The organism is Bradyrhizobium sp. USDA 3240 (genome assembly GCF_054063295.1).
Genome location: NZ_JBSSGD010000003.1, coordinates 227,412 through 240,634, shown reverse-complemented (window position 1 = coordinate 240,634; position 13,223 = coordinate 227,412). Strand labels below are relative to the sequence as shown.

The 13,223-nt window shown below is 60.8% G+C and carries 8 protein-coding genes and 5 pseudogenes; 7 read left to right on the top strand and 6 right to left on the bottom strand.

What is annotated here, in order from left to right; genetic code table 11:
- Positions 1-450: 450 nt before the first annotated feature.
- Positions 451-1,678: pseudogene (locus ACVIGA_RS43755) on the bottom strand (IS91 family transposase).
- 213 nt (positions 1,679-1,891) lie between these two features.
- Here ACVIGA_RS43755 and ACVIGA_RS43750 point away from each other — a divergent pair.
- The 4 genes and pseudogenes from ACVIGA_RS43750 to tnpC all read left to right on the top strand — a co-directional run bounded on the left by ACVIGA_RS43750 (position 1,892) and on the right by tnpC (position 5,771).
- Positions 1,892-3,001, top strand: a complete 1,110-nt coding sequence (locus ACVIGA_RS43750; RefSeq protein WP_173643979.1) for an IS110 family RNA-guided transposase — start codon at positions 1,892-1,894, stop codon at positions 2,999-3,001.
- Positions 3,002-3,359: 358 nt separating this feature from the next.
- Complete coding sequence (tnpA, locus tag ACVIGA_RS43745; protein WP_456671093.1) at positions 3,360-3,818, top strand: IS66-like element accessory protein TnpA; 459 nt, start codon at positions 3,360-3,362, stop codon at positions 3,816-3,818.
- Positions 3,815-4,170: pseudogene (tnpB, locus tag ACVIGA_RS43740) on the top strand (IS66 family insertion sequence element accessory protein TnpB). Before tnpA ends, tnpB begins: the two are co-directional and overlap by 4 nt.
- A gap of 122 nt (positions 4,171-4,292) precedes the next feature.
- The gene (gene tnpC / locus ACVIGA_RS43735) at positions 4,293-5,771 is read left to right on the top strand and encodes an IS66 family transposase (protein WP_456671099.1); all 1,479 of its coding nucleotides are present in this window, start codon (positions 4,293-4,295) and stop codon (positions 5,769-5,771) included.
- Between the two features lie 289 nt (positions 5,772-6,060).
- Here tnpC and ACVIGA_RS43730 read toward each other — a convergent pair whose 3' ends face one another.
- The 3 genes and pseudogenes from ACVIGA_RS43730 to ACVIGA_RS43720 all read right to left on the bottom strand — a co-directional run bounded on the left by ACVIGA_RS43730 (position 6,061) and on the right by ACVIGA_RS43720 (position 9,316).
- Complete coding sequence (locus ACVIGA_RS43730) at positions 6,061-7,170, bottom strand: IS110 family RNA-guided transposase (RefSeq protein ID WP_173643979.1); 1,110 nt, start codon at positions 7,168-7,170, stop codon at positions 6,061-6,063.
- A gap of 95 nt (positions 7,171-7,265) precedes the next feature.
- Positions 7,266-7,517 (bottom strand): annotated as a pseudogene (locus tag ACVIGA_RS43725) (transposase); the annotation flags it as partial.
- Positions 7,518-7,729: 212 nt separating this feature from the next.
- Positions 7,730-9,316 carry an asparagine synthetase B family protein gene (locus ACVIGA_RS43720; RefSeq protein ID WP_338702149.1) on the bottom strand — a complete coding sequence of 529 codons (1,587 nt, stop codon included), beginning with the start codon at positions 9,314-9,316 and terminating at the stop codon, positions 7,730-7,732.
- A gap of 735 nt (positions 9,317-10,051) precedes the next feature.
- Between ACVIGA_RS43720 and ACVIGA_RS43715 the strand changes: the two genes are divergently transcribed.
- Positions 10,052-11,158 carry an ATP-binding cassette domain-containing protein gene (locus tag ACVIGA_RS43715; protein WP_456671092.1) on the top strand — a complete coding sequence of 369 codons (1,107 nt, stop codon included), beginning with the start codon at positions 10,052-10,054 and terminating at the stop codon, positions 11,156-11,158.
- Here the strand turns inward: ACVIGA_RS43715 and ACVIGA_RS43710 are convergent.
- Positions 11,122-12,252 (bottom strand): IS630 family transposase, encoded by a 1,131-nt coding sequence (locus ACVIGA_RS43710; RefSeq protein WP_176396410.1) that lies wholly within the window; start codon positions 12,250-12,252, stop codon positions 11,122-11,124. The two genes, ACVIGA_RS43715 and ACVIGA_RS43710, sit on opposite strands and share 37 nt — an antisense overlap.
- A 39-nt stretch (positions 12,253-12,291) precedes the next feature.
- Between ACVIGA_RS43710 and ACVIGA_RS43705 the strand changes: the two genes are divergently transcribed.
- Entirely contained in the window at positions 12,292-12,573 is a 282-nt protein-coding gene (locus ACVIGA_RS43705; protein ID WP_166106965.1) for a LexA family protein, read from the top strand.
- Between the two features lie 7 nt (positions 12,574-12,580).
- Positions 12,581-12,940, top strand: a pseudogene (locus ACVIGA_RS43700) (ATP-binding cassette domain-containing protein); the annotation flags it as partial.
- Between the two features lie 83 nt (positions 12,941-13,023).
- On the opposite strand, the pseudogene ACVIGA_RS43695 reads toward ACVIGA_RS43700, so the two are convergent.
- Positions 13,024-13,203: pseudogene (locus tag ACVIGA_RS43695) on the bottom strand (IS3 family transposase); the annotation flags it as partial.
- Between the last annotated feature and the right edge of the window lie 20 nt (positions 13,204-13,223).

Sequence of the window (13,223 nt, the reverse complement as noted above, 5' to 3'; positions counted from 1 at the left end):
TTACGCGCGACCGCAACCCTGACACACTGCAAAACTCGAATCGGAGTTTAAGTTGTGCATCTATCGAACCACAATGTCGGCTTCTAACCAATCTGGAGGGTTCTGTGAGGTCGCGCTCACGCGAGGGCGCGTCAGGCGCTTATGACGCGACCTCATTGAAGCCGGATTGAACGAAGGCGCGGGAGGCTATTCGCGGTTTTGCAGCTATGGGGATTGTTCGAGATCGCCATGCCCGATCTGCTGGCTCGGCGCGTGAGGCAGAGACACAGGAGTGCGCATCCTGGAAGAGTGAGATCAGACGCGCTTCGCCTGAGATCGCGATAGGCCTTTTGCTGCATCGGACGGTTGTTGTCGCGCAGTGTGACAGCACGGATTCGACATCGTCCGCGATGATCGAGACGCTGGGAGCGAAATGACGAATGATGATCGTCGTGCACGACATGACTTGGCTCACGATGTGTCGCATCGGAACGGTGATGTTCGAGGGCTGGGGCGTCTGAAGCTATGTCGAAAGCGCTCAATGATGCGCATGACGCCACCACAATCGGGACAGGCAGGAACCTCGGCCCAGGTTTGAGCCTCCGAATCCACAGGCGACGGCTGGCCATCGTTTGGGGCTGTTCGCTCATGATCGAGAAGTTCGCGGCAAAGGGCGAGCTTGGCAGCGCGATGGGCGGTTGGCCATGAAGCCGAAGTGGCGGATGCGGTGGAAGCCGTCAGGCAGCGTATGAAGCAGGAAACGGCGAATGAACTCATCGGGCTTGAGATTCATGATCTTTGTCGCGCTGTTTTGGCGATAGTCCTTCCATGAGAAGGCGACATGATCGTCGTCGAGTGCGACGAGCCGGCTGTTGGCGATCGCGACGCGATGGGTGTAGCGGCCGAGATAGGCCAGGACCTGTGCGGGTCCGCCGAAGGGCCGCTTGGCGTAAACAACCCAGTTGATGCGTCGCATGGCGTCGAGGTGGGCCGCAAAGGCAGCCGGCTCGGCCAGAGCTCCGAGATCGCCGAAGAAACGCAAGGCACCGGAGTTGAAGGCTGCCGACAGACGTTTGAGAAAAAGTGTGCGAAATAGTCTGGACAACGGTTTGACGGCCAGGAAGAAGTTCGGTCGGCAAGCGGTCCAGCGCGCGCCATCGGGCGAGAGGCCGCCACCCGGAACGACGCAATGGACGTGGGGATGATGCATCAGCGTCTGTCCCCAGGTGTGGAGGACGGCGACGCCGCCGATCGCACCGCCGAGCCGGCGTGGATTGGCGGCGAGCGTCGTCATCGCCTCGGCGGCAGCCTTGAACAGGATGGCATAGACGACGGCCTTGTTCTGGAAAGCGATCGCGGCGATCGGTGCGGGAAGTGTAAAGACGACGTGGAAATAGGGAACCGGAAGCAGGTCGGCTTGACGCGCGGCGAGCCACGCGGCTCGGGCTCTCCCCTGACACTTCGGACAGTGCCGATTGCGGCAGGAATTATAGGCAACGCGTGTCGTGCCGCAGTCGTCGCAAGCCTGCATGTGGCCGCCGAGCGCCTCGGTCCGGCACGCAACGATCGCGCTCATCACGCGCCGCTCGACCCGCCCCAGATGACCGGCATGTACACGGCGATAGGCGTCGCCATGCCGGCACAGAATATCGGCAATCTCGATGGCGGGCCTGTTGGAGCGGATGTCGGAGCGGGTCATGACCCGCATCCCGCTGCGGGTCATCCAGGTGGCGTCACCTCCAGCGACAGGCGATCGAGCGGGCTCTGCGTCGCTCGGATCGTATCGGTGGCGACCTGCGTGTAGCGGTAAGACCGTATGTCCGCCTCTACCGATGAGGTGGCTCGCCCTACACTGCGCGTCCGAGGGTTGCTCGGGCGAACCGAGCCGATCCTCATCACAGGAGGACGAGCCGTGGCAGATTATAGGGAAGCATTCGTCGGAATCGATGTGGCCAAGCTGAGAAATGCCGTCGCGATTGCGGATGCAGGCCGGGAGGGGGAGGTTCGGTTCTTCGGCGAGGTTGATGCTTCGGCCACCAACATGCGCCGCGTCTTAGGGCGGATCGCCAACCGGTTTGACCGCGTCCACTTCTGTTACGAAGCCGGCCCGACTGGCTATGGTCTTTATCGCCTGATCCGGTCGCTCGGCCACCAATGCACGGTGGTGGCGCCGTCGCTGATCCCAAGGAAGCCGGGTGATCGTGTGAAGACGAACCGCCGGGACGCCGTTTCTCTCGCGCGGCTGCTACGCGCCGGCGAGCTGACGGCGGTATGGGTTCCCGATGAAGGTCACGAAGCGATGCGCGACCTCGTTCGCGCTCGATCGGCAGCGGTTGAGACGCTGCGCATCCACCGGCAGCAGGTGAGCGCCTTCATGCTCAAGCATGGCCGCACCTATCCCCGCAAAAAGGGCTGGACGATGCGCTATTTGCGTTGGCTCCAGGAACAACAGTTCGACCACCCCGCACATCAGATCGCGCTACAAGAAATGGTCGAAGCAGTTCGCGTCGCCAGGGACCGGGTCGACCGGCTCGAGCGCACGATCGAAGAGTTCGTCTCGACCTGGTCTCTGGAGCCGCTCGTGCGGGCGCTTCAAACATTGCGCGGCGTCGATCTGGTCGTCGCAGTGACATTCGCAACCGAGGTCGGTGACGTGAGCCGTTTTGAGGGCCCACGTCAACTTATGGGTTACCTCGGTCTGGTGCCAAGCGAGCGATCGACGGGAGAGGCTGTCAGACGTGGCGGCATCACCAAGGCCGGCAACGGCCGTGTTCGCCACATGTTGGTCGAAAGCGCCTGGACATATCGACACCCGCCGAAGATCGGCAAGACAAAACTATACCGGCTCGAACAGACGTCGCCAGCAGTGCGAGAGATTGCTTGGAAGGCGCAGAGCCGCTTGACGGCCCGGTACCGGAAGCTGGCGGCGCGCGGCAAACGAACGACGGTGGTCTGCACCGCTATCGCCCGTGAACTGGTGGGGTTCATGTGGGCGGTTGCCAGGCAAGTGCAGACAGCCTGATCGAGCGCCCTTATCATCGTGCATGGGCGGAGGCGGGACCACGGCAGAGGGAATGCCCGTCAGACGCTTTGTGGCCGGCAAGAGCGCCGACGCCCGCAGTAAGATAGGAGCAGACCTCGGACGCACAATCGGGAATGCGGTAGCCAACCCGCGCATCAGAGCTTGATCACCGACGTCCTTCGGTTCCGCCTCCACCTATGCACGACCATCTCTATGAATAGCCGATCGACGACGATCGGGGCGGTGCTCTGCGTTCTAATCCTTGACAGCGGACATCAGAGCGCTGTTTTCAGGCCACCTTCCGGATGACGGAGTGATCTGCGAGTCTGCGGTTCGGTTTGGACCGTTTAGGCTTAGAATGGACACAGTGCATAGTGCTATCACGGAGCCGGTGCGGCGGCTTGAGGTCTTCACCGGAGCCGGCCGCCGGCGGAAGTGGAGCGATGAGGACAAGGCGCGGATCGTTGCGGAGATCGTGGCGAGCGGCGACTCGGTCTGTTCGGTAGCCCGACGGCATGGATTGTCACCGCAGCAGTTGTTTGGCTGGCGACGTCAGTTGCGAGAAGGAGCAGGCGGTCATTCCGAAATAGAAGAAGTACAGTTTGTGCCGGCGGTGGTGGATGCCGCGGTGTCGGCGGCCGCTGTTGACCGGGAGCGCAAAGCGGTGCGGTGCAAGGCCAAAGCGGATACCCGGGCTCGCCGTTGCGATGCCGGGATCATCGAGATCGAAGTCGACGGCATCACGATCCGGGCCGGTCGTGGTGCGGACACGGCGATGATTGCGTCGATCGTCCAGGCGCTGAACGCGAGCCGGTGATCGGTCCGTCGGGTGCGGTCCGGGTGATGGTGGCGACCAAGCCGGTGGACTTCCGCAAGGGAATGGAAGGGCTCGCGACCCTGGTGCGCGAGAGCATGCGGGCAGATCCATTCTCGGGAGCTGTCTATGTGTTCCGGGCCAAGCGGGCGGATCGGATCAAGCTGGTGTTCTGGGCGGAACGGGTCTGTGCCTGTTCGCTAAGAGGCTCGAGGATGGGATCTTCCGCTGGCCGAAGATCGAGGACGGCGTGATGCGTCTGTCAGCGGCGCAATTGTCGGCGCTGCTGGAGGGGCTCGACTGGCGGCTTGTGCATAAGGCGCGAGAGACGCCGGCGCCAACGCAAGCCGGATAGCTGTGGGCAGCGCTGCGGCGAAGTGAATCAGGAGCGTGGGACGCGTCGCCAGATGGCGGCGAATATGCTCTGAATTGGGTGTGAGCGACGCCCTGCCTGACGATCCTGAGACGCTGAAAGCGATGCTGCTTGCCGAGCGGTGCGAGAGCGAGCGGCTGCGTCAAATCATCAAGGAATTGCAGCGGCATCGGTTTGGCCGGCGGGCAGAGACGCTGCCTGAAGATCAGATGCTGCTGGGCTTGGAAGACGTCGAGCAGGTTGCCGCATACAACGAGACGGCACAGGACGTGAGCGCACCTGAAGGCCGTGAGGCGCGGGCTCGCACGCGCCGCGGCAACCGCGGCGCCTTGCCGAGGCACCTGCCGCGGATCGAGGTCGTCGTCGACATCGAGGGCAAGACCTGTCCCTGTTGCCAGGGCGAGTTGCACCGGATCGGCGAGGATAGAAGCGAGCGGCTGGACCTGGTCCCGGCGCAGTTCCGGATCCTCGTGACCCGGCGTCCCAAATACGCATGCCGGGCTTGCGAGGACGGGGTCATGCAGGCGCCGGCCCCGATTAGGCTGATCGAGGGCGGATTGCCGACCGAGGCCACCGTCGCCCACGTCCTGGTCTCTAAATATGCCGATCACCTGCCGCTCTACCGGCAGGCGCAGATTTACGCCCGCCAGGGCATTGAGCTCGATCGTTCGACGCTGGCGGACTGGGTAGGACAAGCTGCCTTCCACCTGCGTCCGCTGCATGACCGTCTGCTCGGCAAGCTCAGGCAACGGCCAAAGCTGTTCGCCGACGAGACGACGATGCCGGTGCTCGATCCCGGCCGCGGGCGCACCAAGACCGGTCAGCTCTGGGCCTATGCAGCGGACGATCGGCCGTGGGGCGGTGCCGATCCGCCGGGCGTTGCCTATGTCTATGCCCCCGATCGCAAAGCCGATCGGCCGATCGCCCATCTCGCAGGCTTGAAGGGGATCCTGCAGGTCGATGGCTATGCCGGCTATGGCAAGCTCGCCGAGCGTGGCGATGTCCAACTTGCATTCTGCTGGTCGCACATGCGACGTAACTTCTACGAACTTGCCACACCCGGTCCCGCGCCCATTGCCAGCGAGGCGCTCAAGCATATCGCCGAGTTATACGCCATCGAAAGGGACATCCGTGGTCGCGGCGCCGAGGAGCGCCGTCTCGTTCGGCAGCAGAAAATCCGGCCGCTGGCGGAAGCCTTCGAGCGATGGCTCCGCGCAAAGCTCGCGTTGATCAGCCAAAAGGGCAAGTTGGCCGACGCCATTCGCTATGCACTCTCACGCTGGGAGGGGCTGACGCGCTTCATCAATGACGGTCGCATCGAGCTCGACAACAACGTCGTCGAGCGCTCGATCCGTCCGATTACGCTGAACCGGAAAAATGCGCTGTTCGCAGGCTCCGACGGCGGCGCCGAGCACTGGGCCACCATCGCCTCCCTGGTCGAAACCTGTAAGCTGAACGACGTCGATCCGCTCGCTTACCTGACCGACGCCCTCACCAGGATCGTCAACGGCCATCCAAACAGCGACATCGATCAGCTGCTTCCGTGGGCCTATTGTCGTCACGACCTCAGAGCTGTGGCCTGAAAACAGCGCTCTGATGTCCGCTGTCAAGGATTAGAACGCAGAGCACCGCCCCGATCGTCGTCGATCGGCTATTCATAGAGATGGTCGTGCATAGGTGGAGGCGGAACCGAAGGACGTCGGTGATCAAGCTCTGATGCGCGGGTTGGCTACCGCATTCCCGATTGTGCGTCCGAGGTCTGCTCCTATCTTACTGCGGGCGTCGGCGCTCTTGCCGGCCACAAAGCGTCTGACGGGCATTCCCTCTGCCGTGGTCCCGCCTCCGCCCATGCACGATGATAAGGGCGCTCGATCAGGCTGTCTGCACTTGCCTGGCAACCGCCCACATGAACCCCACCAGTTCACGGGCGATAGCGGTGCAGACCACCGTCGTTCGTTTGCCGCGCGCCGCCAGCTTCCGGTACCGGGCCGTCAAGCGGCTCTGCGCCTTCCAAGCAATCTCTCGCACTGCTGGCGACGTCTGTTCGAGCCGGTATAGTTTTGTCTTGCCGATCTTCGGCGGGTGTCGATATGTCCAGGCGCTTTCGACCAACATGTGGCGAACACGGCCGTTGCCGGCCTTGGTGATGCCGCCACGTCTGACAGCCTCTCCCGTCGATCGCTCGCTTGGCACCAGACCGAGGTAACCCATAAGTTGACGTGGGCCCTCAAAACGGCTCACGTCACCGACCTCGGTTGCGAATGTCACTGCGACGACCAGATCGACGCCGCGCAATGTTTGAAGCGCCCGCACGAGCGGCTCCAGAGACCAGGTCGAGACGAACTCTTCGATCGTGCGCTCGAGCCGGTCGACCCGGTCCCTGGCGACGCGAACTGCTTCGACCATTTCTTGTAGCGCGATCTGATGTGCGGGGTGGTCGAACTGTTGTTCCTGGAGCCAACGCAAATAGCGCATCGTCCAGCCCTTTTTGCGGGGATAGGTGCGGCCATGCTTGAGCATGAAGGCGCTCACCTGCTGCCGGTGGATGCGCAGCGTCTCAACCGCTGCCGATCGAGCGCGAACGAGGTCGCGCATCGCTTCGTGACCTTCATCGGGAACCCATACCGCCGTCAGCTCGCCGGCGCGTAGCAGCCGCGCGAGAGAAACGGCGTCCCGGCGGTTCGTCTTCACACGATCACCCGGCTTCCTTGGGATCAGCGACGGCGCCACCACCGTGCATTGGTGGCCGAGCGACCGGATCAGGCGATAAAGACCATAGCCAGTCGGGCCGGCTTCGTAACAGAAGTGGACGCGGTCAAACCGGTTGGCGATCCGCCCTAAGACGCGGCGCATGTTGGTGGCCGAAGCATCAACCTCGCCGAAGAACCGAACCTCCCCCTCCCGGCCTGCATCCGCAATCGCGACGGCATTTCTCAGCTTGGCCACATCGATTCCGACGAATGCTTCCCTATAATCTGCCACGGCTCGTCCTCCTGTGATGAGGATCGGCTCGGTTCGCCCGAGCAACCCTCGGACGCGCAGTGTAGGGCGAGCCACCTCATCGGTAGAGGCGGACATACGGTCTTACCGCCGATCTTGGCATGCAGCGACTTCACGTCGACGGTGGGTTCGGCGATCCGACTCCCGCCGCCCGGACCGAAAACATCGGCAGCGCGGCCTTCGAGCTGGCCCTTCCACGATGTGATCTGATTGGGGTGAACGTCGAACTGCTCCGCTAGTTGCGCCAGCGTGCGGTCACCCTTGACGGCGGCAAGCGCCACCTTCGCCTTGAAAGCCGGAGTGTGGTTCCGCCGTGCTCGTCTGCTCATCGTCTCTCCTGATTCGCGGGTCAATCTTGCCCGCCGTCAGGCAGAAACTCCACTTATCGCACTGTTCAGATTTGCGGGACCGGCTCAATCCTCGAATGGCTCGGAATAAAAACGTCAAAATCACTGTGATGAACCACTAGCGAGAACGCCCAATTGCAACCCTTCTCCACTGTAGCAGGTGTTCTGACGCGTGATCGTTCGTCATAACGCAATCAACAGAGTTGTCGAACGAAACGTTCCGCCCATAAAAAGCGAGCCAAGGTGCTTGTTGCGGAAAATTCGTGTGTTGTTATCACCCTGTTCAAGAGCGCCATGACAGCCTCTTGCGAAACCAAGCCGAAGTCGGCCAAGGCGCAAGAAGCAAGCTGTGATGAAATTATGTCCGCACGAGCCGCAATCGCCTTTGGCAGTACAAGCGCGAAAGTCTCCTTTGCGTATCCGTGTGGAAATACGTCAGAGCCCAAGCGCTCACGCAAGTAAGAACGGAGGAGTTCCTTGCCCGAGCGAAGTGCAAACGGAAGCTTCGCTCCAAAATTGATCAATCTCGGATCGCCGAATGGGCGGACGGGCCAAAGACCTCGCGTCGCGAGTGGGCGAGCATGACAAAGACTTGCGAGCAGAGTTGTGGATAGAGTGGCGCTGAGGGGGGCGCTAAAAAGGAAGGATGAACGAGCGGCGTCGAGCCCACGTTTCGTCAACAGGTCTTCTGCAACCCCAAGCGCGATATCCAGATGCGGTGAAGAGGGAGATCTGGGTTCCCCCTCGTCGCTGCTGAAGCGAGCGCAAAGCTCGTCTCCTCCTATGCCGGACCAGATTATTTCGCAGCCATCGCCGCGAAACCGATCCCAGAGTGACCCGAACGCCTCAAGGTAATACTCTGAATTGAGTGGCAGGCGTCCTTTCAGGTCAAGATCTAGATCAATCGCCGGCATGTGGGCGCACATTTCAACTTTGTGATCGCGGCAGTTCAGTGCGCTCAAAGTGCTCGCTCGGCGATCAATCTGCTTGGGGCTACTCCCGTCGCCCAATAGTATCCCGCCACATGCTAGCGATGCTACGCTCTCGCCAACAGCAATTGCGACGGAAGCGGAGTCCATTCCTCCGCTCAGCTCCACAGCGCTTGCGCAGAAGGTCGTCGGCCGCGAACGAACAACCGCCTGAAGAGTATCAGAAAACTCAAGGACATGATCGCCCTCCTCTCGTCCGGAGAGCTCAGGAGCTGATGAAGTTGTCGCGCCGTACTCAAATGACGTTTCCGATCTGTCGACGTACAAGGTGGAGCCAGCAGTCAGCAGGTTAACGCCAACGCAGGCCTGTCGCGCAGAGTAGAACGTTCTCATCGACAGGTGATGCGCTATAATCTCTGCATCAATCGCTCGCGATTTATCCAAAAACTCGACAAAATCCCAGGAGAGCGTAACCGTGCGAGCGCGCTCCTCCACGTGGAAGTAAATTGGGAGGCTGCCAATATGGCCTGCTCGTACACGCAACCGAGGACCCCGGCGAGCGGCCTCGATCACGATAAAATCGAGCGGCCAGTGCATGCATTTCTGGTAGTGCTGACGAAACTGATCTGTAGACGCATGGTCTATTACGACCGAATGAACGCCAGCCCCGTCCGCCGCTCCTTGACGCTCACGTATGACGAAGAACCATTGCTCAGTGCTCTTCACTAACGAGCTCTCAAGACTCTTATGTTGGAAAGGCCAGATGCAGCTTTCACCAAACTCTATCGAACAGCCTTTGACAACAGGATCGAAGTTTTCCAGGTCGGCTATTTTCAGAGTGGCCTTGAGCATTTGTTCCTCGACTTAAACGTTACCGCCTCTCGTGTGAGAGGCGGTAACAGAGTGAAGAATGATCTTAAAGGTAACCTTCGTTAGCGCTGTCGCTAGGGAAGGGGCCCTTCGGATACGAAGTAGTGGGAGGTGGCAGCACCGGTAAGGGGAGGTCAGTTGTATCGGGCCGCGATGGCCGCTTAGACGTGTCTGCAGTTGCGCTCTTCATGTCGTGTTCCTATTGATAGCGTGATCGGGCTTCTCGTCGTGTGGCGCGGCAGCGTGTCGAGCCACTCTATAGCGTCTCTCATGTGAGAAGCCGGGCGACAACCTACCAAGATTTGCGGGTTGGATGACGGTGCTGGACAGAATTGGGTTGGAGCTTAGTAACGGTAAACGGCAGCAAATTCCGCAGAGCCGCATCTTTACGTGAGATCGTATGGAATCCAGATCGCAAGGCCATGTCGGCTCTCTCAGTGCAAGCAAAGCCCCATTCCCTGGATCCGCCGCAGATCAGGTCAACGACAGCACATTGTCGCCGGTTTCCGAACTTCTGCATGCGTACTGGCGATCCGATCGGCGCTTGCTTCTCATCGTTGCCACAGTGGTGCTGATCTCCAGCGCGAGCAGCGTCGCAGCCCCCTATGTATTTTCGGGTCTCATTGATCGCCTCCCGCGGGGGGAAGGCATGTCGCGTTTGCCTGGGGATTCGCCGGCTATGCGGTCCTGCTCGGCATAGCCTCCGCATTGCAGCGCATGCTGCAGTATCTTTTCTTCATGACAGCCGAGAACCTGGGCTTCATCGCTGCAACTCGCTTTTTCGATCGCATCCTGAGAAAAACCTCAGCCTTTCTTCTTGAGCACAATCCCGTGGAGATACAGAGTGCGGCTGCGCGCGGGTGCAGCGCGTTGACGACGTTGGTCCAGCTTGGAATTATGATATTCATCCCGGCTGCAGCGCAGCTTCTGCTCGCTATTCTCGGTGTGCTCGTCAATATCCAGATCGCTGCAATCGTCGTCGCTTATGGGGCTGTCGCGATTACATTGGGGTGGAGTTCCACGCGTCGGGCGCGCGTGTTTCTGGACCGGGCCATCGAAGCCGGACAGGAGAATGCGCGTTTCGTCGGCAACGTCATGAACTCCATGGACACGTTGCGCCATTTCGGCAGTCATTCCTGGACGAGCCAGCGCTTTACGATGAAGGCGCGGGAAGTGCGCGATAACTGGCGAACCTACGTGTTTCAACGATTGGCCTACATAGCCGTGCTCGGCTTAGCCATCGCGCTACAATTTGCCGTCACACTTCTCCTTCTAATACCTGAATACCGGGCCGGCGCGGTCACGATCGGCGATATTGTGCTATTCAACACGCTTCTACTCCAACTCAATATGCCCTTCGAGATGGTCGCGCGCGCGATCTCTGACGCGGCGCGGTCGCGAGCCGACCTCATTCCTCTCGCCAGACTGTGGGTCGCACCAGAAGAGCGGCGAACATCTCATGCTCATGATTTCACGCCCTCCGCTGGCCAGCTATCCTTCGAGGGCATTGGTTATGCCTACAACAACGGTCGTGGCGTTACGAATGTCTCGTTTCTGGCTAGGCGCGGCGCCATTACCTTCCTTGTCGGCGAATCCGGATCGGGGAAGTCGACAATATTCAAGCTCGTCCTGAAATCGATTGAGCCAGACTGCGGCCGTATTCTGGTCGATGGAACCGATATAGCGACCATCGATCACACGGATTGGTATGCCGCAGTTGCTATTGTGCCGCAGGACGTGATGTTGCTCAATGAGTCGCTAGCCGACAACATTCTGCTAGTGGTTCATCACAGTGATTTTGACTCTTTGACGACGGCCGGATAGGCGCGGCGGAGTTTGGCGCGGGCTTTGTCGGTTGTGAACATCCACTTGATGCGGTCTTGCGCCTTGTTTCGCTGCCGTTGCCATGCCGCGATCTCGTTTCGGAGCTTTTTGGGGTCGTCGATGCGGCGGCCGAGACACTGGCGCTGCAGCACGCTGATCTCGCACTCAACCATGTTGGGCCAACTGGCGTGTTTCGGGGTGTAGTGGAATTCGAGGCGGCGCAGGATGCGCCGGGCTTCGGCGGGCGCAAATGCTTGATACAGCGCACCGGCGGTATGGATCGACAGATTGTCCTGCACGACACGGATGCAGGCGGCTTCGGGATAATGGACGTCGACGAGTTCACGCATGCAATGGGCGTAGTCGACGGCGGCGCGGCGCTCGGTCGCCTTCACGTTGCGCCACCCCCGATGTGGATCGAAGGTAACGAAGAGATTGACGGTGCCATTGCGGCGGTACTCGTAATCGTAGCGCTCGCGCTGTCCGGGCTTGGCGGAGACCGGCTGGCGCACCTCGCCGATCAGCTGGACCGGGGTCTCGTCGAAGCAGACCAGCGGCCGGGCCGGATCCGGCCTCTCGGCGTAGAGGTCAAGCACGTCCTCCATGCGGGCGACGTATTCGCCATCGACATGAGGAATGCACCACATGTCCCTGCGCCATGGCTTGAGGTCGTTCTCCGCCAGCCGGCGGCGCACGGTCTCGCCCGACAAGCTGTCGTGATCGGTGAGCTTGACCATCGCGTTGGCCAGCAGCGTCAGCGTCCAGCGTTTGCGGCCGGCCGGCGGCTTGGCGCATGCGGTCGCCACCAGCAGGGCCTCCTCCTTGCCCGTCAGCTTGCGTTCCGCCCCTGGACGCGGCTCCTCGCTCAGGGCCCGCTCCAGATTGCCTTCCACGAAGCGGCGCTTGGTCCGATAGACGGTGGAGAGGCTGACACTTACGGTCCGGGCAATCCCCTCGTCGCGGCGCCCTCCATCGGCCGCCAGCAAAATCTGCGCCCGCTTGAGCTTGCGGGCGGCGCACTTGCCGCCGCCGAGCATCGCCGTCAGTTCGTCTCGCTCGGCTTGGCTCAATTCGACCCGATAACGGACATTCATCCTTTGCCTCCTTGTCGGAAGACCGGGACGAATCGATCCATGAGTCAAAAATCAGGCGCGCGCTTCACCCAGAAGCAGGGGCACTACCTCGCTTTCATCTACACATATTCCAACATGTTCGGACAGCCGCCCGCCGAGAAAGACATCCAGCGCCACTTCCGCGTCAGCCCGCCTTCGGTCCACCAAATGATCGTAACTCTCGAACGAAACGGATGCATCCGTCGTCAACCCGGCGTCCCAAGGAGCATCGAAATTCTCGTGCCGCCGGAAAGCTTGCCGATCCTCGAATGGCTCGGAATAAAAACGTCAAAATCACTGTGATGAACCACTAGGACGGCCCCGCGACGAGGTGCGCCTTCGCGGTGCATCGGAAAAAGCCGCTATTCTCCCCATTATCGAGGCTCTGCCGGAAGGATTTGAAACAACCGTTGGAGAACGCGGTTTGAAGCTTTCAGGCGGGGAGCGCCAGCGTATTGCTATTGCCCGCGCGCTCTATGGCGAGCCGGCGATCCTTCTTCTCGACGAGGCCAGCTCCGCGCTTGACGAACGAGCCGAGCGGGACATTTTGGACCATATTCGCAGCCTAGCGGAAGATGTGACCGTGCTGGCAATCACTCATCGCAAAGGGGTCATTTCTACAACCGACGTCGTGGTCGAGCTGACCGACTGCGGCTTGTCCTTGACATAGGCGAAGGGGATGATCAGCCCGGCGCGTTGATTGTCTGCACTGCAGGCGCATTGCTGGACGAGATGTGACCTTGCCCCCAGATTTTATCCAGTTCTGAGTTCGCTCAAGCCATTGGATTTGCCCAGTTGGGCGGTGGTAGCGACGGGAGCTGGCGCGGAGCCATCGGCATAGCGCAGCGCCAGATCCCGGCGCGGGTGGCAGGTGAAGGCGAACTCGGAGGGTGTCTTCCATCCGAGCTGTGAGTGCGGTCGTGTGTAGTTATACAACAAGGCTCAAGAACGCC

Excerpts from the sequence above, each read along its gene's own strand:
- tnpA (WP_456671093.1), top strand. The coding sequence starts at position 3,360 with ATGGACACAGTGCATAGTGCTATCACGGAGCCGGTGCGGCGGCTTGAG.
- tnpC (WP_456671099.1), top strand. The coding sequence starts at position 4,293 with ATGCTGCTTGCCGAGCGGTGCGAGAGCGAGCGGCTGCGTCAAATCATC.
- ACVIGA_RS43720 (WP_338702149.1), bottom strand. The coding sequence starts at position 9,316 with ATGCTCAAGGCCACTCTGAAAATAGCCGACCTGGAAAACTTCGATCCT.
- ACVIGA_RS43715 (WP_456671092.1), top strand. The coding sequence starts at position 10,052 with ATGCTGCAGTATCTTTTCTTCATGACAGCCGAGAACCTGGGCTTCATC.
- ACVIGA_RS43710 (WP_176396410.1), bottom strand. The coding sequence starts at position 12,252 with ATGAATGTCCGTTATCGGGTCGAATTGAGCCAAGCCGAGCGAGACGAA.
- ACVIGA_RS43705 (WP_166106965.1), top strand. The coding sequence starts at position 12,292 with ATGAGTCAAAAATCAGGCGCGCGCTTCACCCAGAAGCAGGGGCACTAC.